Source organism: Laribacter hongkongensis DSM 14985, from assembly GCF_000423285.1.
Taxonomy (GTDB): Bacteria; Pseudomonadota; Gammaproteobacteria; order Burkholderiales; family Aquaspirillaceae; genus Laribacter; species Laribacter hongkongensis.
The window spans coordinates 1-19,933 of record NZ_KE383997.1 but is presented as its reverse complement, the minus strand read 5'-3'; the positions used below and the strand labels follow the sequence as shown (position 1 = coordinate 19,933).

Sequence of the window (19,933 nt, the reverse complement as noted above, 5' to 3'; positions counted from 1 at the left end):
GGGAGGGGATATGTCCGGGGGGCCGCTCAGTCGAACACGTTGTCCAGAATGTTGGCCACGATCAGCCCCGTGAGGGACACCAGTACGAGATCCCGGCCAACGACATACCACTGGTGTCCGTCGTAGTGCGGCAGGCGGCCCAGGAGTGATGCCGGAACGGTCTGTTTGGCGATGCTTGGAGGCAGCGGCTTGCCGCGGGCCAGGTTTTTGGCGATGCCCGGAGGCAGGGGCTTGTACCCGCCCAGATGATATTCTCGCGCCCAAAGCCTGGCCTGGGAGGCCGTGATGCCGACAGTAGCCAGATCGCGCGGAGGTCTGCCATGGTCCCGGCCTGCCCGTTTGTCCTGCTTGCCCGGGGCGCCGCTGTTTTCGCGGTAACCATGGTCGCGTTCAAACTTTTTGTGGTCAGGCTTGCCCTTGCTCTTGCCCGGATGACCGGATTCGGACTTGAAATGCTCAGGCTTGCCTTTGCCTTCCGGTGGTGCTGACCACGCCGGTACGGCGAGCATGATGGCTAACGCACCGGCAATCAGCGGTTGGTACTTGCCTTGCATGGCGGTCTCCTCGGATCGTTGTGGGTGGCAGTGCTGACCGTGCCTGCTTGCCGGGCATGGTCATGACCTGACACTTTCCATCGTAACGATACGGACACCGGACTGACCAGCGCCGGCATGTAAGCCAAGGTTTCAGCTTTCGGTTCTTGCCTGCTCTTCGATTTTTCCCCTGATCCTGCGTGCAATCTCGTCCTCGATGGACTGGCGGTCCTTGGCATCCATTTTTTCCAGGTCTGCCTCCGTCAGGTCCATGGCCTTCAGGATCTGGTCACGCAAATGCTCGATGGGCGTTTTCTTCATGTATTCAGCCAGTTCGGCCAGCAGTTTTTCATGGCTGGATGGCTCCGGGGGACTGGATTCGGGCTGCCTGTTCTCGTAAAGATCCTTGCCGGGCAGATTGGCTTGGGCAAGAACATCGGAAAACGACTGGCCGGACGGTTGTGATCCTGCCGGTTTGCCATGGCTGTAACCGGTGGATGCCGGGTTGACTGGTGACAACATGGAAGCGTCCTTGCTGGATGGGCGTGCAGGAACAACAGTTTACTGATTAATGGTCAATTTTAATGTCTTTTTTGGAGGGGGAACGGGCCATGGCGCGTTCGGGCGAGGGATGCAGGGCATCACTGCATCATGGCAGCCACTTGCAGGTGGCCCTGGGTTCCCTGCACGCACTGCTGATCCGGCTTTTGCAGTCGGGAGGGCAAAAAGTTTGGCTACACTGTTTCCTTGGATAGTTGATGCAGAAACGAAACATGAAGCAAATCCTGACCGGACTGACCCTGTCCGTCACCATTTCCGGTTGTATCAGCACGGGCCCCGGCGGGCAGACCGGCATCCATGCTGAAACCGCTGCACTGGTGGCCGGTACGGCTCTGGCGACCGCCGTCATGATGAATGCGGCCAATACGGAAACGCAGGTGGTGACTTACCCGTCATACCCGGAGCGCTTTGACAGACCTGTTCATGCAGGCAGAGGTGGCCAGATTGAAACCGGTCGCAGGGGCCTGTGTCTGGACATCAGCCGGCAAGTCGTAAACGGTGCCCCGTTGCAGACCTGGAACTGCAACGGACGGGTCAACCAGCGATTCAGGCGGGTGGGAGAGGAAATACGCATTGACGGCAAGTGTCTGGACGTGGCCGGCCTGAACCAGCAGGATGGCGCCCGCGTGATTGCATACACCTGCAACGGGGGCGAGAACCAGCGCTGGGATGTGAGCGACGGCATGATCCGCAGCCGGATGAACGGCAAATGCCTGGATGTCTCCGGTGAGCGTTTTGAACAAGGCACGTCTGTCATCATGTGGCGCTGTCATGGTAGCCGCAACCAGCGTTTCAGCTGGCAATAGGCGCATGGATCGCCTGTGTGAGTCCGGACAGATCCGTGTCCGGTCCCTTGGCGATTGTTCCTTGCAGGTCGGGCTGCTGCCGGTGTTGCATGCGGCTGTTTGTGGATGCCCGCCCGGTTTTTTTGCCTACCCCGGTACATGCCGGAAGGTACGGGATCAGGCAGTCATTCGCCCGGTGCATGCTTGAACGGGGTTTGATGGGCAGATGGTTTTTGCGGTTGCCAATCCTGGCGCTTGCTGCTGAGCCAAGGGGCTCCGGGCCCGGAGGCTGGCGCGGCTGTTCCCTGCCAAATCCAACAGCCTTGTAAGCTCAAGGGATTGATTGCCTGATCCTCCGTGGTCGATGAAACAGGCAGCCTTTCGATGAGCATGCGGCATGCCTGACCAACATGGCGCTTGTGCCGTCATCGCATCCGGAGAGATCATCCTGCCAAAACAGGGTGTTGGCTGTCGTGGTTGCCAGCCATTGCGGGCAAACCGGACCGCTGCCTGATGCCGATACTGTCATCGCCTGCTGCACTTTTGCTCCAGGCACATGCGGTCTTTCACAGGGTATTTCCGCAAAAGACGTGATACAAACTGGCGTGCCGTTAGTCAATTGCCTTGTCCTGCTGTCAGGGTGAGGTTCCATGCAACACGAGAAAGCGCAGGTTTTCCCGTCCAGACGATTTCCAGACCGACATGACCGATTCCAATACGCCTTACCTGACCTACAAGCTGGACCTGATCAAGACCATTGCCAGCAAGGCTGCCGACGCCCATTACCGTAAGGCATTCAACCTGCGCATACGGGAACTGCGGGTCCTGCGTCTGGTGCATCGTTTTCCCGGCATCACGGCTACCGAGCTGGGGAGCAAGCTGGTGGTGGACAAGACCTTGTTGTCCAAAAACATTGCCCACCTAGAAACGCGCGGGCTGATCATCCGCGAAGCCGATGCCAGGGACAACCGCCTGCAGTGTCTGAACCTGACCGAGGCCGGTCTGAAAATCTGGCAAGAGAGCGAACGGATCGGGCGCGGGCTGGAGGACGAAATGTTTTCCGGGCTGACCCCGGACGAATGGGACGAACTGCACGATCTGCTTGATCGCGTCATCCTGTCTTTCAACCGCTGGAGTGCCAAAGGACAAGCCGGTCCGCGAGGTGGATAGGCAGCATGCCAGACGAGCGAGGGAGCAGAAGGCGTTTGCCTTGACGCAAGCTCCTTGGTGGCAGCCGGACATGTGCCTTGGCACAGCAAGGCGCTTGCACATCGGCGCCGGTTACGTATTGCAGCCGGCGTCGCGCGTCGACAGGGCAAGTACTGTTGCGGCAGCAGCCTGCTTCCCGGTCATGGCATCAAGCTGACCGGAGCTTTCGCCCTTTGCCAGAGACCCGGGCCGGGGTTGCCCGGTTGCTGTTTGCCTGCCCGGATCATGCAAACGGCCGACGGTTCAGCGTGTCGTGCGCCTGTGCAACCGGTTCCAGCCGGAATGGCATCCGCCATCGTACTGGCTGGTCATTTGCGCTTTCCCCGGGCTGACGGACCGAGGCCGGGCTGGTCCATTGCGGGGTTCATGCCGGCTACCTGGTTCATCAGCAGACTATTTCGTCCAGCAAACACCTGTGCTTTTGGCCGGATTCCCGGGGGAGCCATGCACAAGTGTGTCGCTCAGGAGGGAAGGGCCGGAGTTTTACGATGGCCCGGGGTGATGATCACCGAATACGGTTCTGGTTGCCGTGCGGGATCAAGTGCAGTTTCCGGCTGCACTTGATCCTTTATTGATCCTCTATTTCTTGGCTGCCGCTTGTTCCATCGCAGTCAGGAATGCACGTGTGTACTGCCGGTTTTTTTCCAGGACAGCCAGCAAGCGTTCAATCGCAGATGCCGTTTTGGGGCTCATTTTGTGCTCCATTTCTGTGCGTATGCACTGGCAGTGGACATCGTGGTGCATTTTGGTGCGTATGAGGCGTTGTCATGCTCTGGCCAAAAGCAGCGTGGCACCTTCTCATGCCCACCTTTCGAGCAAGTTTGATGCCATGAATGATGAGTGCATTAACGGTGCTTGTACGTCCGGCATGCACAGGCATGGTCGTCGCGGCGCCTTGCGCGCCTGGAGAACCTTTCTGCCGGCTGATGCGCAAAACCGTGCATGCATCGCCTCCGTTACCGTGCGGTCGATCAAGGGGTATTCCATGCGGTAGCACCGGGGCAGGGGCTGCAAACCTGTCATGCCGGGATATCCAGAATCCGCTTGGCAACAGATAATGTTTTTTACATTGCCAGTGTGTATTGCACAGGAATTTTTTACCAATCGTCATAATCACCTGTCGCCAACAGGGTTAAAATGCGCCCCTTCGCACGGTGCGCCGACCTCTTCCAGTACCTGATTTATGTCCAAGCCAGTTTCCCCGCATGTCTCCATCACTGCCGCTGCCCTGCATGTCTGGGTCGATGCCGGATCATTGCAGATTGCCGCCTGTCATGGCGACTGCTCCGGAGTCCTGCCGCTACCACCCGGCGACAGCATGCCGCTGGCACAGTGCTGGCCTGAATTGCTTGCCCTGGTCAATGGCATGCAACCGGGAGACGTGCGGGAATGCATGGTCGAATACCAGCAAAGGCTGCCGTTGCCGCACACTCTCGCCGTCAGGGCATTCAGATGCAGCGGAGCAGGGCAACAGATCGCGATCGAGTGCCGGATTGCAGCCGACGAACAGGTCAGTTGCCGGCAGTTGTCGGCATTTCACGCCATTTTTGACCAGATGCGTGACGGAGCCATGCTCACTGACGCCAGAGGGCGGATTCTGGATGTCAATCCGGCATTTTGCCGGGTTACCGGCTATTCCCGAGAAGAGGCCATCGGACACACCCCCAGGCTGTTGCAGTCCGGCCGGCAGTCTCCGGCCTTTTACGACACGCTGTGGCAACAGCTGGCGGATGAAGGCGTCTGGCAGGGCGAGCTCTGGAACCGGCGCAAATCCGGCGAAGCGTATCTCGAACGACTGACCATCCGGGCCGTGAAGGATGCCGGAGGACAGATCAGCCACTACATTGCCGTGTTCTACGATCTGGAAGAACTGCGCAACATGGAAGCACGGTTTGTCCGCATGACGCGCTATGACAACCTGACCGGCCTGTCCAGCCGCCAGCAGTTCATCGACAGCCTGCCGCAAGTGTTGTTGCAGGCCGGCCAGCAACAACAACCCCTGTTGCTGGCCCATCTGGACCTCGACCGGTTTTCCGACATCAACCAGGAACACGGTGCCCTGGCCGGCGACCAGGTGCTGGTTGAACTCTCGGTCCGCCTGAAATCCGGATTGACCGAAAATGACCGTCTGGCCCGCCTGTCTGGTGATGATTTTGTCATGATGCTGTCCGGCGGCACGCCGGAAGGGCTGACTGCCCGGCTGGAAACCCTGCATGCCAGCATTGAAGGCCACTACTGGTCGATCGGCCACGGACGCGAATTGCGTGCCAGCGTCGGTGGCGTGATCTGGCTGCCGCAATCCGACGCCAATCCTGACGGCATGATGCGCCAGGCATTTTCCGCCATGCTGGTTGCCAAGCAGGAAGGCGGCGCCTGCGTACGGATCTTCGATCACACCGAAGACAGTGAAACCCGTGCCCGCCATGCCCTGCTGGAAGACCTGCGGCGCGGGCTGTTCGCTGGTGAGCTGGTGCTCTATTACCAGCCCAAGGTGGACCTGCGCCATGCCACGGTGATCGGCGCCGAGGCGCTGATCCGCTGGCAACATCCTGAACGCGGCCTGCTGTCACCCATGGTTTTCATGCCGCTGGCAGAAAACTCGGACCTCATCATCAAGATCGGCCGCTGGGTGCTGGAGCGTGCCCTGATGCAGCTGTCGCTCTGGAACGCCGAAGGTCTGGACCTCGTGGTCAGCGTCAACCTGTCTGCACGCGAACTGCACGATCCGCAGCTGGTCAATGACCTGAAAAATGCCCTTGAGCGCTATCCCCTGGTGCGGCCGGGGCAGCTTGAATTCGAGATTCTCGAATCAGCCGCCATTGCCAACATGGAACGCACGATGGCGCTGATCAACGATTGCCGCGAGCTGGGCGTACGGTTTGCCCTAGACGATTTCGGTACGGGCTATTCCTCGCTGGCCTACCTCAAGAGCCTGAATGTCGACACGGTAAAAATCGACCAGCTGTTCGTGCGCGACCTGCCGCTCAATACGCTTGACCAGACCATCGTGCGCGGCATCGTCACCATGGTGGACGGGTTTGGCCGCAGCCTGATTGCCGAAGGTGCCGAAAGTGCCGAACACATGACGTTGCTGCAATCCCTCGGCTGCCATCTGGTACAGGGATACGGCATTGCCCGTCCGATGCCGGCAGACGACATCGTGGCCTGGGTCAACTCGGCATCGCAGTGCGTGGCCGAATCGTCCGGGGCTGCCTGAAGCCGGAACCGGCGACCCCCGGGATTCCCGGCAGGGACATCCTTTGCCGGGAGCAGCAGGCATGGTCAGCGGTGCGGACTGCTGCCTGTCGTCATGCCGGGCATGAAGCGGCCAAAGACAAACCGCGACATCTGCCGGTGTCCGGCCAGTGCAGCCTGAAGGCGCAGCACTTCGGAATCCAGCCGCTGGAGCCAGTCGAGATAATGGCGGGTGGTGTCGTCACTGACCTGTGGCAGCAGGGTGGCAAACCGGTCATCCAGCACTTCAACCGGTTCGTCACCGGCCTCGCCGGCCACACAGCGCTCCAGCCGTTCCAGATGGGCTTTGACCCCGGCAGCCAGCGTGACCAGTTCCGGGTGATCCGTCAGCGCTGTGGCCGGCAGGTGCGGCAACAGGCTGATTTCCACCGCATAGTGCTTGATCAGCACCAGGGAGGCGTACTGGCGGCTCAGGGCACTGGCACCTCCTGAGGGAAACAGCAGCGCCTCGTGCCGCAGGGCACCGATATGATCAGCCAGCGCACGGTACAGCTTTTCCAGCTCCATGACCTCCGGGTGGCCGGGCAGGCAGTTGGGGTCTGGGCAGGCCGTTCCGTCACTCGCTTCGCCCGCTGCGGGAGACAAACGGCTCATGAGGATGCCGGCAACCCGGTCGAAAAACTGCCGGCTCAACCGCACAAACTCGGGTTTGACCCGCGGCAGGATGATGATGGCCATGCATACTGCTGCCAGCGCACCGATGGCGGTATCGGCGATTTTTTCGACATAGGTGTCGACCGTATTGCCAAACACCAGTGCGTACATCTGCGCCACGCTCAGGTTGACCCAGAACAGCCGCACCCGCGTATTGCGTTGCACGATGAAGAGCGATACCCACAGGAATACGTACAGGGCGATCAGTTCGTCGGCGATATTGCCATGCAGCATGTGCGACAGTGTCATCCCGGCCAGAATGCCGGCGAGGGTGGCAAAAATCCGGTCGACAGCCGTTTTCATGGTGTCACCCAGTCCGCCGTTGCAGACCAGGAAAGCTGCCAGCATGGCCCAGCGCGGGCGCTGTTCATGCAGGGCGAAGGTAATGCCATAAGCGAGGGCACTGGCAGCCATGCCCATCAAGGCCATGCGGATTGCCGGTACCCAGCTGCTGGCCGGCGTCGGTGCGTCGCTGTTCTGTGGTACGGCTGGCGCCGCAGACGGTGTGGATTCGTAGCAGGACAGGTTGTCCAGCGCATCCAGTGCCACCAGCAGCGCCCGGCGTGCATGCCAGAGTGCAGGGGGTTCGCCGTCCAGCTGTTGCGGCCTGAGGTCCGGATTGCCGGCCTGGGCCTCCAGGACGCGCAGGCTGCGCAAGGCTTCGCCGTTGTCACCGGCTTCGCTGAAAATGGCCGTCAGCAGGCTTTCCGCCGCCCGTTGCAGGTCCGACAGGTGCAGGCGCAGGTTGTTGCGTGCTTCCGGATCGGCAAACAGCAGGTCGTTGGCCGGGCTGACGATCAGCCCGTCAGTCAGCTCCAGCACATTGTTGAGCGGGTCCAGCGCATGAAAGCGCCGGTTGTGCACACGGGTATGGTTCATCTGGATGATGAGGTCGTGGCAGATGCCGGCAACCACCGGCCGCAGCATGTGGATCGCCTGTCGCAGTTTCTGGGCCGGTGACTGTTGCAGCACGGTGAGCTGGATGGCGGCCGTGATCAGCAATGACAGCCCTACCGAGCCCAGTAGCCAGTACAGCGTGTGCTGTCCGGGATCGACGGCCACCAGCACGATCGACAGATACGCCAGGGCAAAGCCCAGCGCACTGGCACGTACGCCCCAGTGGCTGGCCAGAAATGCCATCCCGATGATCGGGAGCAGTTGCAGGTGCTGGCGCAGCGGCATGTCGTGCGCCGTGACGGTGATCAGGATGCCGGCCCAGCAGGCAGGAATCATCAGCAGGTAAGTGACCAGCCGCGCCTTCCGTGACGGATCCTGCACGCGCAGGCTGGCGCTGTAGGATGCCAGACCGCCGGCCAGTGTCATGAAAATGGCCAGATGCGGAGCAAACAGCCTGGCCGTCAGCCAGGTGGCAAAGCAGGCCGACATGATGGCGATCAGGCCGCGCAATGCCGTGCGGCTGCGGATGAAGCCGGGGTCGTAAACGCCGATGCTCAGGCGCAGTTGCGCCAGCAGGTCGATGGCAAGCGGAGGCAGGGACCACATGGACATTACCCCTCCAGCCGGCGGGCTGCCGCCACGTCGACAAACCAGTCAGCGTCGGCCAGCAGGGCCGCAGGATGCTGCTCATCGCACCAGACGGCCTTCAGGGCGGCAGCCTTGGACGGACCAAGCACCAGAAACATGCGGGCATGGGCAGCGGCCAGCACGGGGATGCTGAAGCTCAGGCGGATTTCGCCGTCCGGGGCACGGGTGACTGCCGTCAGGCCGGATTTGCCGTCCTTAGGGCTGAACAGCGAGGCCGTGTGGCCATCGTCACCCAGTCCCAGGAGGGCGACATCGAGGCGGGGCAGGGCGTCGTGCGGCAGGCGCCAGTGTTCCAGCCAGCTGGCCATGTCGGTGGCCGCGGCCAGGGGCGACGATGCCGTGACTAGCCAGGCGTGCAGTGCCGGTGGAGCGTGACTGACCAGCGGAGTGACCAGATGCCGGTACAACAGGTCTGCGTTGCTGCGCGGATGGCCAGCTGGCACCCAGCGCTCGTCTGTCGGGCAGACGATGACCTCCGGACGGCCCAGCACGGCCCGGCCTTCCGGGGCGTGGGCCAGCCAGTCATACAGGGGAACGGGGGTCTGTCCACCTGCCAGTGCCAGCCGGGCAGTCTGCCGGGCACGCAAGGCGTATTCGGTCAGGTGCAGCAGGTGCCGGGCGGCAGCCAGGACTGCATCGGTAGCTGTATCGAAAACATGAAAGCGTCTCATCGCGCAACCGCACTCCAAACGACAAAAAGGGTCTGCGCGAAGCAGACCCTTTCTGGTTTAGCGGTCGTTGGGCGATCAGGCCAGTGCCTTTTCGATACGGTCGAGCGCTTTTTCGAGGTTTTGCATGCTGGTGGCGAAGGAAATGCGGAAGTAGCCTTCAGCACCGAAAGCCGAACCCGGCACCACGGCCACGTCCTGGGCTTCGAGCAGATAGGTGCCCAGTGCCATGTCGGTGGCTCCGGCGATCTTGCCTTCGGCAGCCAGCAGCTTGATGGCTTCGCGGGCATCGACAAAGGCGTAGAACGCGCCGCCGGCACGCAGGCACTTCAGGCCGCGCATCTTGTTGAAGCGGTCAACCACGTAGACGTGACGCTCGTTGAAGGCCTTGAGCATCGGGGTGATGCAGCCTTGGTCGCCTTCCAGTGCGGCCTGGGCGGCCACCTGCGAAATCGAGGTCGGGTTGGAAGTGCTCTGCGACTGGATGTTTTCCATCGCCTTGATCAGCTTTTGCGGGCCGGCTGCATAGCCGATGCGCCAGCCGGTCATCGAATAGGCCTTGGAGACGCCGTTGAGGACGATGACCTGTTCCTTCAGTTCCGGGCAGGCGTTCAGGATGTTGTAGAACTTCGTGTCGCCGAGCATGACGTGTTCGTACATGTCATCCGAGGCCACCAGAATGTTCGGGTGCTTTTTCAGCACTTCGCCCAGCGCCTTGAGTTCTTCAAGGGTGTAGACCGCGCCGGTCGGGTTGGACGGGCTGTTGATGACCAGCATCCTGGTCTTGGGGGTGATGGCAGCTTCCAGCTGGGCCGGGCTCAGCTTGTAGCCCTGCTCAATGCCACACTCGACCACAACCGGCACGCCGCCGGCGAGGATGGTCATGTCCGGGTAGCTGACCCAGTACGGTGCCGGGATGATGACTTCGTCACCATCGTTGATGTAAGCCTGGCAGAGGTTGTAGAAGCTCTGCTTGCCGCCGACCGAAACCAGGACTTGGTTGGCAGCGTATTCAAGGCCGTTGTCGCGCTTGAATTTTTCGACGATGGCTTTCTTGAGGGCCGGAGTGCCGGACACCGGGGTGTACTTGGTGAAGCCCTTGTTGATCGCTTCGATTGCGGCAGCCTTGATGTGGTCCGGAGTATCGAAATCCGGCTCACCGGCAGCCAGTGCCACCACGTCACGGCCTTCGGCCTTCAGTTTTTGTGCCTTGGCAGTAATGGCCAGCGTCGGAGATTCCTTGATGGCATTTACGCGATGCGAGAGTTCCACGATTTTTCCCTTTGGCAACGGTCGGGTTAGCAAAAGTGGCAAGTTTACTCCCGAAAGTCATAGCGCCCAAGTGCCGGAGAGCCTTGCAGCCAAAGGGCCGGGCAGGTAGCCTGCAAACCGGTTTATGACACTTGGAGTGGTCTTGGATGCGCTGCTTTTCCTGTCCGCAGTCCTCGCCGGGGCGCTGAACGCCTTGGCCGGAGGAGGCACGCTGATCACTTTTCCCGTGCTGATCTGGGCCGGATTTCCGTCCATCATGGCCAATGCCACCAGCGCCGTGGCGCAGTGGCCGGGCTACGTGGCAGGGTGCTGGGCGTTCCGGCGCGAGCTGGTGATACTGCGGGGAGAATTGCCGGGATTTACCCTTAGCGCGATTCTGGGCGGGCTTCTGGGGGCCGGGTTGCTGCTGTGGGTGCCGGTAGCCCTGTTTGACAAACTGGTGCCGTGGCTGATCCTGGTGGCTACGCTGCTGTTTGCCGGCGGCGGACGGCTGGCGCGACTGGGTGGAGAGATCCGCTCGGGACGCATGCGGCTGGGTATGCATGTACTGGTGTCAGGCTATGGCGGGTTTTTCGGTGGCGGACTGGGAATTCTGCTGCTGGCCTATTACCGGCTGCTGGCATTGAGCGATTTCAAGCGCATGACTGCACTCAAGCTCTGGGTGTCCACCCTGATCGCCAGTGCTTCGGTGGTGTCGTTTGCCTGGGGTGGGCTGGTGGACTGGCGGGCGGGTGGCGTGATGATCGGCGGGACGGTGGTCGGCGGGTTGCTGGGAGCAAAACTGGCCCGTTTCATGCCACCTGAATGGCTGCGGCGGGGCGTGATCCTGACCGGACTGGTGCTGACCGCCACGTTTTTCCACCGTACCTATGCATGAAAAAACAGCCGGCATGCCGGCTGTTGGTCTGCTGTAACCCCCGGAGTGGTTCAGCTCTTCTTGAAGCCGTCGTGGCAGGACTTGCACGACTGGCCAGCGGCACCAAAGGCCGGCTTGACGTCGGCAACGGTCTTGGCAGCAGCAGCAGCCTTGGCCAGCACGGCAGCACGGCCTTCAAACGTGTCGATCTCTTTCTTGAATTCTGCCGGCTTGGTCCAGACGGCCGGCTGGGCTTCGCTCTTGCCCTTGTCGCTGCCGGCCGGGAAATGCTGCCACGGCTGCTTCGACAGCTGTTCCATCTTCACAGCCAGCTTGGCAAAGGCAGCCTGGTCGTAGGCGGTCTTGCCCTTGACCATATCACCCATGGCGCCGAAGGTTTTCTTGTATTCCTTGAAAATGGCTTGGCGTTCCTGCACCGGGTCTGCCGCAGCGAATGCCTGGGCCGAGAAAGCACAGCTGGCGGCCAGGGCGGCTGCAACCATAAGGCGATGTTTCATCGTGAATACTCCATGTGGGTGGAAAAACCAGCAAACGAAAAGGGTAATTCTATTAACCCAGAATTAAAAATGACTTATCCATAACCCTCCGGTCTGCACGGGTCATAAGGGCATGCTTTTGCCATCGTTGAGGTTGAGGAAACCCCGGACGACCCGGTAGATGAACCAGACAAATGCCACGCCGCCGATCAGGAAGCCCAGACCGAAAATCCACCATGTCAGCGCCGACAGCAGCCCCCAGACACAAGACCACCAGAAGGTGCGGATCTGCCAGCGGAAATGGCTTTCGTACAGCGTGCCCCTGACGTCATCAAGTTTGACGTAGTTAACAATCACGCCAACCAGCAGCGTGATCACGGTCAGCAGGGAAAGCGCCTGCAGGCCATAGACCACCAGCGTCAGGGTTTTGAGTTGCGGACCAGCGGACCGGACAACGGGTTCGTACATGATGGGAAGACCGTCAACATGAAATGTAATGAGGACTTACTCTAACCGGGCGATGGCGACGCGTGCAAACCGGCTTGGCGATTTGGGTGTTACGGCATAACATAACGAAATTCCGACCCGTACGCTGGACATTTCATGAATCACGCTGCCGACTTTCTCGAGGCTGCCGACCGGCATTGCCAGGCCCGGGGAGTGCGCCTGACCGATACCCGGCGCCGGGTGCTGGAGCTGGCACTGGCACAGAGCGGTGTCGTCAAGGCCTATGACGTACTGGCGGCCCTGCAAAAAGAACGCGGCCAGGTGGCTCCGCCGACGGTCTACCGGGCGCTGGATTTCCTGCTGGCCCAGGGCCTGCTGCACCGGGTGGACGCCCTGAACGGGTTTATCGTCTGCCAGCATCTTGATTGCCCGCACGAAAGCCTGACCCTGGTCTGCGAAACCTGCGGCCGGGTGACCGAATTCGACGGCAGCGACACGCTGGCCGCCTTGCGGGCGGCCGCCGCCGCCTCCGGCTTCCAGGCCCGGCGCGCCGACGTGGTGCTGTCCGGCACATGCCGGGAGTGCCAGGCATGACGGCTCGCACCCCCGTCAATCTGGTGACCGGCTTTCTGGGGGCCGGCAAGACCAGCACCATCCTCTCTTTGCTGGCCGGCAAGCCCGCTGGCGAAACCTGGGCCGTCATCGTCAACGAGTTCGGCGAGATCGGCATTGACGGCGCCGTACTGGGCGACCGCGACGGACTCGCCATGCGCGAAATCGCCGGAGGTTGCCTGTGCTGCGTCACCGGCCCTCAGCTCACCGTTACCGTGGCGCGCCTGATCCGCGAAGTGCGGCCGGCCCGCCTGCTGATCGAAGCCAGCGGGCTGGCACATGCCTCCAACCTGGTCGATGATCTGCGCCGTGATCCCCTGGGGCAGGCGCTGGACGTGCAGGCCGTGCTGGCCGTGGTCGATCCGCGCCAGTTTGTCGACCTCCAGTACCGCCAGCAGCCGGTCTACCACGACCAGATCGCCATTGCCGACGTGCTGGTAGTGACCAGGTGCAGCCTTGCCGGCCCGGCCGGCATGGCAGAATTCCACCGCCAGGCTGCTGCCCTGTTTCCACCCAAGACCGCCATTGTCGAAGCCGGCAGCGCCGGGCTGACACCGGCCTTGCTGGACTTGCCGGCCCGGCCCGCCAGCCGCTTCCGCCTGCCCCGGCAGACACCGCAGACCGGACTGGTTACCAGCGGTTTTGTCTGGCCGCCCGAAGCCGTGTTCGACCCGGACCGGGTCACCGCCCTGTTTGACCGGCTCAAGGAGCAGGTGCCGGGGCTGGTGCGGGCCAAGGCGGTATTCAACCTCGGACAGCAATACGTCTGGCTGAACTGGACCGATGGCTACTGGGGTGCCCAGCCGGTCAGCTGGCGGCGCGACAGCCGTTTTGAACTGATTGCGCCAGCCGAAGCGCCGGAATCGCTGGCTGCCGGACTGGATGCCTGTCTGGTTTCTCCTTCTTCCTGAATCGTGTGTGGCATGAACCTCAAATCCCTTCTGCCGGTCAGCCTGCTGGCTGCCTCGGCATGGCAGCGGCTGTTGCTGGCCCTGGTGGCCGCAGTCTTCTTGTGGGCCGGTGTGGCGTGGGCCCTGACCGGAGCCGGCGCATGACGTCCGTCAGCCTGCATAACGTCACGGTGTCCTACCGCCGTCGTCCGGCCATCCACCATGTGTCGGCCGAATTTCCGGCGGGCCAGGCCTCGGCCATCTTTGGTCCCAACGGCGCCGGCAAATCCACCATCCTGAAAACCCTGATGGGATTCCTGCAACCGGAAACCGGCGAAGTGGAGCTGGCCGGCTGCCGGCTGACCGACATTGCCTACATGCCGCAGGCTGCCCAGATCGACCGCAGCCTGCCGGTAACAGTGCTGGATACGGTCCTGACCGGCTGCTGGCGTGAAACCGGCGTGCTGGGCGGAGTCACCCGCGCCGGGCTGGCGCGCGCCCGGCAGGCACTGGCCGACGTCGGCCTGTTCGGCTTCGAGGCCCGCGCCATCAGCGAGCTGTCGGGCGGGCAGTTCCAGCGGGTGCTGTTTGCCCGCATCCTGATGCAGGATGCCCGGCTGATCCTGCTCGACGAGCCGTTTGCCTCGGTCGATGCCAAAACCACTTTTGACCTGCTGGCGTTTGTCCGGCGCTGGGAACAGGAAGGCCGTACGGTGATCGCGGTGCTGCACGATTACGAGCAGGTGCGCGCTTGGTTTGGCCGCACGCTGCTGCTGGCGCGCGAAGTGATTGCCTGCGGTGCGACCGAGGACGTGCTGACCGAGAGCAACCTTGCCCGCGCCAACCGGATTGCCACGCACTGGCAGGCGCATCCGCCGGTGTGCGATGTGCCGGCAGGGGAGGCACAGGCATGAGCTTTCACGAACTGGTGTTGTCGCCGTTTGCCGAATTCGCCTTCATGCGCCGGGCGCTGGTGGCGTGTCTGGCGCTGGCGCTGGGCTGCGGGCCGATCGGCCTGTTTCTGGTGATGCGCCGCATGAGCCTGATGGGCGATGCCATGAGCCATGCGGTGCTGCCGGGTGCGGCGGTGGGATTCATCCTGGCCGGACTGAGCCTGCCGGCGATGTCGGTGGGCGGCTTTGCTGCCGGCGTGCTGGTGGTGCTGGCTGCCGGCCTGGTGTCGCGCTACACCGCCATCCGCGAGGATGCCAGCCTGGCGGCGTTTTACCTGATGTCGCTGGCGCTGGGCGTGCTGCTGGTTTCACACTTTGGCAGTAACGTTGACCTGATCCACATCCTGTTCGGCAGCGTGCTGGCGATCGACGATGCAGCGCTGCTGCTGGTGGCAGGCATTTCCACCCTGTCGATGGTGGTGCTGGCGCTGATCTACCGGCCCTTGCTGCTCGACAGTTTCGATCCGGTGTTCCTGCAATCGGTCGGTGTGCGCAGCAACGGTTATTACTTGGTGTTCATGGTGCTGGTGGTGCTCAATCTGGTGGCCGGTTTTCAGGCCATGGGCACGCTGATGGCGGTGGGGCTGATGATGATTCCGGCCATTACCGCCCGGCTGTGGGCCAATTCGATCGGCCGCATGATGGGCGTGTCGGTGCTGGTGGCGATGCTGTCGGGCGGGGTGGGGCTCTTGCTGTCGTACCACCTTGACCTGCCCAGCGGGCCGGCCATTGTCCTGGCCGCCGGCGGGCTGTATCTGCTGTCGCTGTTGCTGGCGCCGTTTGGCGGCTGGCTGCCGCGGGTGTTCCGCAGCCGTCATCTGGCTGGTTGAAAAAGGGGGTATTGCATGAAGTCGAAAATCATCTGGAGCGCATTGCTGGCATGGCCGGTACTGGCCGGGGCGGCGCCGTTGCCCGTGGTGGCCAGCTTCAGCATTCTGGGCGACGTGGTGAAAGAAGTGGGAGGCGACCGGGTCGCGGTCACCACGCTGGTCGGCCCGGACCAGGATGCGCATGTGTTCCAGCCGCGCCCGCAGGACGTGAAGGCACTGGCCGGCGCCCGGCTGTTCGTGGTGAACGGTCTGGGGTTTGAAGGCTGGATGCCGCGCATGAGCAAGGCGGCCGGCTACAAGGGCGCCACGCTGGTGGCCAGTAACGGCATCAGGCCGCTGGAGCAGGACGATGACGGACACGGCCACGACGACCACGCGCATGGCAAGGCCGATCCGCATGTGTGGCACAACCCGCAGAACGTCAAGGTCTGGGTTGACAACATCGCCTCCGAACTGGGCCGGCTGGACCCGGCCGGGCAGACTGCCTACCGGCAGCGGGCTACCGCTTACCGGCAGAAGCTGGACGAGCTGGACCGGCAGGCCGGCGCACGCTTTGCCGCCATGACACCGGAGCAGCGCAAGGTGGTCACCGGCCACGATGCCTTTGCCTATCTGGGACAGCGTTACCGCATCCGCTTCCTGGCGCCGCAGGGGGTCAGTACCGAAGCCCAGGCCTCGGCAAGGCAGGTGGCCATGCTGATCCGGCAGATCCGCCAGGAAAAGGTGCAGGCCGTGTTTGTCGAAAACATTGCCGACCGCCGGATGATCGACCAGATTGCCCGCGAGAGCGGTGTCCGGGTCGGGGGCAAACTCTATTCCGATGCGCTGACCCGCAGCGGTCCGGCCAGCAGTTATCTGGGCATGATGCGTTACAACCTGGGCGAGCTGGCCAACGTCATGGCACCGGTGGCGGCCCGCCCGTAAAGTACCTGGCAAAGCCTGCGTGATGATCCGGTCCGGTGCACCGTTCACCGGGCACCCGGCCGGCAGCGGCGATCTATTGGCCGCTTGCTCCGGATGCGGAGGCAGCAGCTTTCCGGCAGGACTGATGCGGCCGGTCGCTCATCCTGTCGTCGATGGCAGGCCCCGGTGGGGGCTAGCAGGTTCATCAGGCAACTCGGTGAGGTCCGGCGCTCGTTCATCCTGTATGGGTGCTGCGTTGTCAGTGGAATCATCTGGTGGTGCGGCCAGGCTGCCGGTGCAGCCAGCTACCCTGGCCGAGGTACTGCGTGATCAGGGCGCCCAATGTCATCGATCATCAGGACCGGTCAGACCGGTGCGGCGTGAAAACTCCGTCGTGGGCGGACCATGGCGATCCGTTAGAATCGGACGCTTCGTCGCTGGTTTGCCTGTCGTCATGGCCACATCCGATTCGTCGTCGTCCCGTTCCGGCATTGCTGCCGCATTTGGCTGCTATCTGTGCTGGGGACTTTTCCCGCTGTACTGGATTCCCCTGCAACAGGTGCCGGCCATGCAGATCCTCGGGCACCGCATGGTCTGGTCGGCCCTGCTGATCGTGGGCATCCTCGTCTGGCGGCGCCACTGGCAGTGGCTGCTGCCGGTGTGGCGCCAGCCGCGCCAGCTGGGCGTGTTTGCCCTGTCGGCCAGTCTGCTCGCCTGCAACTGGTTGACCTTCATCTGGGCAGTGAACAACGGGCATGTCATCGAAGCCAGCCTTGGTTACTTCATCAATCCCCTAGTCAACATCCTGCTGGGCCGGATGGTGCTGGGCGAGCGGCTCAACCGCATCCAGCTGGCGGCAATTTCCGTGTCGGTTGCCGGGGTGGCGTGGCTGACCTGGCAGGTCGGATCGTTGCCGTGGATTGCGCTGGTGCTGGCCGGCACCTTCGGGGTATACGGCCTGATGCGCAAGATGGCCCCGATGGCCTCGCTCGAAGGGCTGGCGCTGGAAACCTTCCTGCTGTTCCCGGTGGCGCTGGGTGGTCTGCTGTGGCTGGAGTGGCAAGGGCAGGGCGTATTCGGCCATGCGCCGCTGGCCATCGACTGGCTGCTGGTCGGCACCGGTGCGGTGACGACGATTCCGCTGCTGCTGTTTGCGGCTGCCGCCCGCCGGCTGACCCTGACCACGCTGGGATTTTTCCAGTATCTCGCGCCCAGCATCCAGTTTTTCATCGGGCTGACTGTGTTCCGGGAACCGTTTGACGCCCAGCGTCTGGTCGGATTCGGACTGATCTGGTGTGCCTTGCTGATCTATTCGATGCCGGCACTGGCACGCCTGGTGCGCCGGCCGGGACGGGCCTTGGCCTGAAAAAACACCGCCCGGCGACCTGTACGGAGCCGAGCGGTGTCCTGGATGCAGAGGGAATCAGGCGGGCGTAGCGTCTGCTTGTAAATGTAGTTAATAATATGATTATTAATAATTTTTTCTTTTGGTGCTGTTTTCGGTATGCCAGCCAGTATGCCATTCTGCATCGGCTGCCTTTGGCTTGCCCGGCACCCCGTCGGACACCAGACGGGAAGTCCCACCCAAAAAAACATCCCCTCCTGCCTGTCTTGCGACACACACCCGTCCGGGTTTGACCCCGGACAGGCGCATGGGTGCATCAGTCAAACTGTTCCCACAGCTTCCTGATTCCCCAGCCCACGGCAGCGCCTGTTGCCACAGCCAGGGCTACGGGTGCAGCTGGCGTTGCCAGCAGCCCGGTCGTCAGGACCGCTCCGGCCGCAGGAGTCGCCAACAAACCGGTTGCGGTTGCCGAACCGGTCAGGGCCGCCACGGCACTTCCCGAGCCGGCTGGCACAACCGGAGCGGTCATCTGGCTGGCCACCATCTGGACCAGGTCCGGCCGTACCGGGACCGGACGGATGCGTGACAAGGCCACCGCAGCCGGGACGGATGCCGTCACAACGGCGGCATTGCGGACCTGACTGCTTCCGGACGTGCCCTCGATGCACCAGGTGACAAAGTGCTCGCAGTTGTTGAACAACAGGCTGTAGCCCTGTTCATGCAGCCGCCGGTAAGCCCGGCGGATGCTGGCAGCGGCATCATGATGCCGGTGAGGGTGCGGTTGGACCCGACAGGACTGGCCGGCACAAAAGCCGTCCAGGGATGCGAGCAGCACGCCTTCCGGGGTGTAATGAATGACCCGGCCCTGACCCAGATACAGGCCATGATGTTCGTAGCCAGTGCGGGCCGTAACCAGATGATCGCCACGTTGCATGGCAGACTCCTTTCCAGAATGAAAAAACGCCCCACACGGTGGGGCGAGGGTGAAGGCCGGGGAACCGGCCCGGTCAGGGTTCAGCGATAGCGGCGGCACTGTTCTTCGGCCAGCGTCAGGGTCTGGCGCATCCGGGGCGTCCAGAGTCCCTGCTGTGCCATCCGGTCCTCCTGTTCGAATACGGCCTGGTCCATCTGCTGCTCGAAGACACTCAGGGAGCAACGGCAATACGACGGATTCTGGCGGGCCGTGCAGGCCTGCATGAACGGGTCGGCAATCCGTGGCTCGTAACCGGCCGGGCCGCACGCCGTCACGACCGGCAATACCAGCCCCAGCAGCATGACCGTGCGCCACCGCAGACAAGCCGATTGGTGCCTTGACCGCCAATGCATGGAAATCCTGTTTTTCATGCCGTCACCAGGTCACGCACTGGAACAGTTTGCTGGTACGGGCCGGCAGGACTTTGGCTGCTCCGGTCAGGGGAAACGTCACCACCTTGCCGTCACCGGTCCGGGCCTGTACGGACCTGCCGGTCCGCAAGGCATCCCATACCACCCGGAAATTGTCGCCCCCGACCCGGAAACCGGCATCCGAGGCGTAATACGGCCCCTTGCCGTCAATGAACAGCACAAAGTCCCCCTGTTCGCGGGTGTAATTCCGACCTCCGACCGTCAGGGTCATGGTGGCTGGCCCGGTGTCATTGCAGGCGATGTAAAGCTGGTTCTGGCGGGCATCGACGACCTCGCGGTCAAGGTTGGCCAGCCAGCACCGGTTCCAGCACCGTACCCCAGACCACCGCCTCCTTGCCGGACACATCCTCCGGCAATTGCCGGCCGGTCTTCTCCAGCCACAGGGACAGCGGGCTTTTGTACGGCGACAGGCCGACGGCCGCTGCCGCATCCGACGAACCGATGCCCCGCTGGCGGATCGCCAGCCAGGCCTGACGGTCCAGCCCCACGGTCGAAGCCAGACGACGGGCCTGCCCATGACGTGAACGCATGATTCCTTCCTCCTCAAACGCACATCGCCCGGCAGGCACAGGGCCGGACCGGGCGACGTCGCAACACAACACACATGAACCAAACCGGAACACGGAAACCGGACACACGACCGGCCTCTCCGTTCCCGGTCAGTACTCCTCTGCCAGCATGACCGTCAGCACCCGCACGGTCCGGGCAGGATCG

Annotated in this window: 22 protein-coding genes; 11 read left to right on the top strand and 11 right to left on the bottom strand. The window is 62.5% G+C overall.

Features of this window, described 5'->3' with window-relative positions:
• Positions 1-26 precede the first annotated feature (26 nt).
• On the bottom strand, positions 27-554 hold the full coding sequence (locus G542_RS0114260) for an anti-virulence regulator CigR family protein (RefSeq protein WP_027824455.1): 528 nt from the start codon (positions 552-554) through the stop codon (positions 27-29).
• A 132-nt stretch (positions 555-686) separates the two neighbouring features.
• The gene (locus G542_RS17695; RefSeq protein WP_027824454.1) at positions 687-1,055 is read right to left on the bottom strand and encodes a hypothetical protein; all 369 of its coding nucleotides are present in this window, start codon (positions 1,053-1,055) and stop codon (positions 687-689) included.
• Positions 1,056-1,306: 251 nt separating this feature from the next.
• Here G542_RS17695 and G542_RS17690 point away from each other — a divergent pair, with 251 nt between their 5' ends.
• From G542_RS17690 to G542_RS17170, 3 genes are all read left to right on the top strand, one after another.
• Positions 1,307-1,900: a lectin gene (locus G542_RS17690; protein WP_051190087.1), complete on the top strand. Its 594-nt coding sequence runs from the start codon at positions 1,307-1,309 to the stop codon at positions 1,898-1,900.
• Between the two features lie 681 nt (positions 1,901-2,581).
• Positions 2,582-3,049: a MarR family winged helix-turn-helix transcriptional regulator gene (locus tag G542_RS0114245; RefSeq protein ID WP_012696809.1), complete on the top strand. Its 468-nt coding sequence runs from the start codon at positions 2,582-2,584 to the stop codon at positions 3,047-3,049.
• 1,222 nt (positions 3,050-4,271) lie between these two features.
• On the top strand, positions 4,272-6,305 hold the full coding sequence (locus G542_RS17170; RefSeq protein ID WP_051190086.1) for a putative bifunctional diguanylate cyclase/phosphodiesterase: 2,034 nt from the start codon (positions 4,272-4,274) through the stop codon (positions 6,303-6,305).
• A gap of 65 nt (positions 6,306-6,370) precedes the next feature.
• On the opposite strand, the gene G542_RS0114230 is transcribed toward G542_RS17170, so the two are convergent.
• The 3 genes from G542_RS0114230 to G542_RS0114220 all read right to left on the bottom strand — a co-directional run bounded on the left by G542_RS0114230 (position 6,371) and on the right by G542_RS0114220 (position 10,482).
• Complete coding sequence (locus tag G542_RS0114230) at positions 6,371-8,500, bottom strand: FUSC family protein (protein WP_162142385.1); 2,130 nt, start codon at positions 8,498-8,500, stop codon at positions 6,371-6,373.
• A 5-nt stretch (positions 8,501-8,505) separates the two neighbouring features.
• Entirely contained in the window at positions 8,506-9,213 is a 708-nt protein-coding gene (locus G542_RS0114225) for a 6-phosphogluconolactonase (RefSeq protein WP_027824452.1), read from the bottom strand.
• A 75-nt stretch (positions 9,214-9,288) separates the two neighbouring features.
• Positions 9,289-10,482 (bottom strand): pyridoxal phosphate-dependent aminotransferase, encoded by a 1,194-nt coding sequence (locus G542_RS0114220; RefSeq protein ID WP_027824451.1) that lies wholly within the window; start codon positions 10,480-10,482, stop codon positions 9,289-9,291.
• A 142-nt stretch (positions 10,483-10,624) separates the two neighbouring features.
• On the opposite strand from G542_RS0114220, the gene G542_RS0114215 reads away from it, so the two are divergent.
• Complete coding sequence (locus tag G542_RS0114215) at positions 10,625-11,359, top strand: sulfite exporter TauE/SafE family protein (protein ID WP_027824450.1); 735 nt, start codon at positions 10,625-10,627, stop codon at positions 11,357-11,359.
• Between the two features lie 50 nt (positions 11,360-11,409).
• Here the strand turns inward: G542_RS0114215 and G542_RS0114210 are convergent, their stop codons facing one another.
• Together G542_RS0114210 and G542_RS0114205 are read right to left on the bottom strand one after the other, a co-directional pair.
• On the bottom strand, positions 11,410-11,856 hold the full coding sequence (locus G542_RS0114210; RefSeq protein WP_027824449.1) for a c-type cytochrome: 447 nt from the start codon (positions 11,854-11,856) through the stop codon (positions 11,410-11,412).
• A 102-nt stretch (positions 11,857-11,958) separates the two neighbouring features.
• Positions 11,959-12,303 carry a DUF4870 family protein gene (locus G542_RS0114205; RefSeq protein WP_027824448.1) on the bottom strand — a complete coding sequence of 115 codons (345 nt, stop codon included), beginning with the start codon at positions 12,301-12,303 and terminating at the stop codon, positions 11,959-11,961.
• 135 nt (positions 12,304-12,438) lie between these two features.
• Between G542_RS0114205 and G542_RS0114200 the strand changes: the two genes are divergently transcribed.
• The 7 genes from G542_RS0114200 to rarD all read left to right on the top strand — a co-directional run bounded on the left by G542_RS0114200 (position 12,439) and on the right by rarD (position 17,836).
• Positions 12,439-12,876, top strand: coding sequence for a transcriptional repressor (locus G542_RS0114200; protein ID WP_012696820.1), 438 nt, complete (start codon positions 12,439-12,441; stop codon positions 12,874-12,876).
• Complete coding sequence (locus G542_RS0114195; protein WP_027824447.1) at positions 12,873-13,805, top strand: CobW family GTP-binding protein; 933 nt, start codon at positions 12,873-12,875, stop codon at positions 13,803-13,805. The genes G542_RS0114200 and G542_RS0114195 overlap by 4 nt, the downstream gene beginning before the upstream one ends.
• A gap of 12 nt (positions 13,806-13,817) precedes the next feature.
• Positions 13,818-13,949: a hypothetical protein gene (locus G542_RS19540; RefSeq protein ID WP_012696822.1), complete on the top strand. Its 132-nt coding sequence runs from the start codon at positions 13,818-13,820 to the stop codon at positions 13,947-13,949.
• Positions 13,946-14,698, top strand: coding sequence for a metal ABC transporter ATP-binding protein (locus G542_RS0114185; protein WP_027824446.1), 753 nt, complete (start codon positions 13,946-13,948; stop codon positions 14,696-14,698). Before G542_RS19540 ends, G542_RS0114185 begins: the two co-directional genes overlap by 4 nt.
• A complete protein-coding gene (locus tag G542_RS0114180) occupies positions 14,695-15,567 on the top strand; it encodes a metal ABC transporter permease (protein ID WP_012696824.1) in 873 nt (290 codons plus the stop codon). Before G542_RS0114185 ends, G542_RS0114180 begins: the two co-directional genes overlap by 4 nt.
• A gap of 15 nt (positions 15,568-15,582) precedes the next feature.
• Complete coding sequence (locus G542_RS0114175) at positions 15,583-16,491, top strand: metal ABC transporter substrate-binding protein (RefSeq protein ID WP_012696825.1); 909 nt, start codon at positions 15,583-15,585, stop codon at positions 16,489-16,491.
• A 433-nt stretch (positions 16,492-16,924) separates the two neighbouring features.
• On the top strand, positions 16,925-17,836 hold the full coding sequence (rarD, locus tag G542_RS0114170; protein ID WP_027824445.1) for an EamA family transporter RarD: 912 nt from the start codon (positions 16,925-16,927) through the stop codon (positions 17,834-17,836).
• Positions 17,837-18,131: 295 nt separating this feature from the next.
• On the opposite strand, the gene G542_RS17165 is transcribed toward rarD, so the two are convergent.
• From G542_RS17165 to G542_RS0114150, 4 genes are all read right to left on the bottom strand, one after another.
• Entirely contained in the window at positions 18,132-18,749 is a 618-nt protein-coding gene (locus G542_RS17165; protein WP_051190085.1) for a lecithin retinol acyltransferase family protein, read from the bottom strand.
• 80 nt (positions 18,750-18,829) lie between these two features.
• Complete coding sequence (locus G542_RS0114160; protein ID WP_027824444.1) at positions 18,830-19,090, bottom strand: hypothetical protein; 261 nt, start codon at positions 19,088-19,090, stop codon at positions 18,830-18,832.
• A 73-nt stretch (positions 19,091-19,163) separates the two neighbouring features.
• The gene (locus tag G542_RS17160; RefSeq protein ID WP_505712069.1) at positions 19,164-19,565 is read right to left on the bottom strand and encodes a YfjT/YkfB family phage-associated protein; all 402 of its coding nucleotides are present in this window, start codon (positions 19,563-19,565) and stop codon (positions 19,164-19,166) included.
• Positions 19,498-19,749, bottom strand: coding sequence for a YqaJ viral recombinase family protein (locus G542_RS0114150; protein ID WP_012696831.1), 252 nt, complete (start codon positions 19,747-19,749; stop codon positions 19,498-19,500). Before G542_RS0114150 ends, G542_RS17160 begins: the two co-directional genes overlap by 68 nt.
• Positions 19,750-19,933 lie beyond the last annotated feature (184 nt).

Coding starts and splice junctions, on each gene's coding strand:
- G542_RS0114260 (WP_027824455.1), bottom strand. CDS start 554: ATGCAAGGCAAGTACCAACCGCTGATTGCCGGTGCGTTAGCCATCATG.
- G542_RS17695 (WP_027824454.1), bottom strand. CDS start 1,055: ATGTTGTCACCAGTCAACCCGGCATCCACCGGTTACAGCCATGGCAAA.
- G542_RS17690 (WP_051190087.1), top strand. CDS start 1,307: ATGAAGCAAATCCTGACCGGACTGACCCTGTCCGTCACCATTTCCGGT.
- G542_RS0114245 (WP_012696809.1), top strand. CDS start 2,582: ATGACCGATTCCAATACGCCTTACCTGACCTACAAGCTGGACCTGATC.
- G542_RS17170 (WP_051190086.1), top strand. CDS start 4,272: ATGTCCAAGCCAGTTTCCCCGCATGTCTCCATCACTGCCGCTGCCCTG.
- G542_RS0114230 (WP_162142385.1), bottom strand. CDS start 8,500: ATGTGGTCCCTGCCTCCGCTTGCCATCGACCTGCTGGCGCAACTGCGC.
- G542_RS0114225 (WP_027824452.1), bottom strand. CDS start 9,213: ATGAGACGCTTTCATGTTTTCGATACAGCTACCGATGCAGTCCTGGCT.
- G542_RS0114210 (WP_027824449.1), bottom strand. CDS start 11,856: ATGAAACATCGCCTTATGGTTGCAGCCGCCCTGGCCGCCAGCTGTGCT.
- G542_RS0114205 (WP_027824448.1), bottom strand. CDS start 12,303: ATGTACGAACCCGTTGTCCGGTCCGCTGGTCCGCAACTCAAAACCCTG.
- G542_RS0114200 (WP_012696820.1), top strand. CDS start 12,439: ATGAATCACGCTGCCGACTTTCTCGAGGCTGCCGACCGGCATTGCCAG.
- G542_RS0114195 (WP_027824447.1), top strand. CDS start 12,873: ATGACGGCTCGCACCCCCGTCAATCTGGTGACCGGCTTTCTGGGGGCC.
- G542_RS19540 (WP_012696822.1), top strand. CDS start 13,818: ATGAACCTCAAATCCCTTCTGCCGGTCAGCCTGCTGGCTGCCTCGGCA.
- G542_RS0114185 (WP_027824446.1), top strand. CDS start 13,946: ATGACGTCCGTCAGCCTGCATAACGTCACGGTGTCCTACCGCCGTCGT.
- G542_RS0114180 (WP_012696824.1), top strand. CDS start 14,695: ATGAGCTTTCACGAACTGGTGTTGTCGCCGTTTGCCGAATTCGCCTTC.
- G542_RS0114175 (WP_012696825.1), top strand. CDS start 15,583: ATGAAGTCGAAAATCATCTGGAGCGCATTGCTGGCATGGCCGGTACTG.
- rarD (WP_027824445.1), top strand. CDS start 16,925: ATGGCCACATCCGATTCGTCGTCGTCCCGTTCCGGCATTGCTGCCGCA.
- G542_RS17165 (WP_051190085.1), bottom strand. CDS start 18,749: ATGCAACGTGGCGATCATCTGGTTACGGCCCGCACTGGCTACGAACAT.
- G542_RS0114160 (WP_027824444.1), bottom strand. CDS start 19,090: ATGCTGCTGGGGCTGGTATTGCCGGTCGTGACGGCGTGCGGCCCGGCC.
- G542_RS17160 (WP_505712069.1), bottom strand. CDS start 19,565: ATGTGTCCGGCAAGGAGGCGGTGGTCTGGGGTACGGTGCTGGAACCGG.
- G542_RS0114150 (WP_012696831.1), bottom strand. CDS start 19,749: ATGCGTTCACGTCATGGGCAGGCCCGTCGTCTGGCTTCGACCGTGGGG.